The sequence below is a fragment of the Actinomyces sp. oral taxon 170 str. F0386 genome, assembly GCF_000195595.1.
Classification (GTDB): Bacteria; Actinomycetota; Actinomycetes; order Actinomycetales; family Actinomycetaceae; genus Actinomyces.
In genome coordinates this window covers 1-1,269 of record NZ_GL882536.1, presented here as the reverse complement: position 1 = coordinate 1,269, position 1,269 = coordinate 1, and the positions used below count along the sequence as shown (strand labels likewise).

The 1,269-nt window shown below is 67.1% G+C and carries 1 protein-coding gene; it reads right to left on the bottom strand.

Annotated features, from left to right (window positions below):
- On the bottom strand, positions 1–1,173 hold a 1,173-nt coding region (locus HMPREF9056_RS05010), incomplete at its 3' end, for an OmpA family protein (protein ID WP_216593599.1).
- Between the last annotated feature and the right edge of the window lie 96 nt (positions 1,174–1,269).

The window sequence follows — 1,269 nt, the reverse complement described above, 5'->3', positions numbered from 1 at the left end:
GGCGACCGGGCCCTCGGCCTTGGGAAGATCGCCGCCTCCTTTACCTGAGCCTTTGTCCGCATCCTTGCTGGTGCCGGTGGGTGACTTGGTGGAGGACTCCTGGGTGGGCACCAGGGTGATCTCCACACGGCGGTTGAGCTGACGGTTCTCGTCGGAGTCGTTGGGCACCCGCGGTTCGCTCTCGCCCTTGCCTGAGACACTCACGGAGTAGGCCGACATGCTGGCCAGCTGTCCCAGCCGGTCGGACACGGCCTGGGCCCGACGCTGGGACAGGTCCTGGTTGTGAGCGTCGTCGGCGACGTCGTCGGTGTGACCCACGATCGTGACCTGCCCACCGGGGTAGGTGGACAGCTGGTCGGCCGCCTTCTTCAGCGTGGTGTCGGCCTGGGCGCTCAGATCGGCCGAGTCCGAGTCGAACAGGACGTCCGAGGCCAGGGTGATGGTCACCGACTTGCCCGTCACCCGGGTGTCGGAGGCCCCGTCCACCGAGGCGGTGAAGGTCTCCAGCGCCACCGGGTCCGGAGTGCTCTCGGTGTCGTAGACGTCCTCCAACGCCTTCTTGGCGTCCTCGGACAGCTTGCCGTCGCGGACCACCGGCACGCCCTCGAACAGACCCGACTCAGGCACCAGCACGTTGATGGTGCTGGCGTCAACCGGCTTGAACAAGGCATGCAACGTGACATCGGGCTCCTTGTCCATCAGCAGCGTGCTCTCGGAGGAGGCCTTGAAGGTCTCCTGGACGGTGCCGGCATCGAAGTCCACCAACCGCACACCATCAGCCCCGGTATAACGATCCGTGCCGTTCCACACCAGGTCCAGGCCGAAGCCGGACGAGGACGGACTGCTGGAGCCGGCCTTGTCCAGGTGCACAGCCAGAGGGACCACCATGACATCGTTGGAGACCACGGCCGGCCCCACCGTGACCTTCAAGGTCGCCCCAACAGTCGACACCGTCCGGGTCACACCCTGACCCGAACCACCCGAGGCCCCAGCAGAACCCGACGCCGACGCCGAGGCCCCGGCCGAGCCCGATCCCGCACCGCCGGACGCCGCCGAACCGCCGCCCTTCTTCCCCTTGCTCTCCCGGCCCAGGCAGGCGGCCAGAACCGGCACCCCCAGAACCGACCAGCCACCCACCAGCAACGCACGCCGAGACACACGCCCCAACACCACTCACTCCCCCTCACACAACACACCAGCACCCCCAGGCCACAACCAGCCACAGAGACACACTCGAACAAGACAACCACCACACTAGAACACGACCCT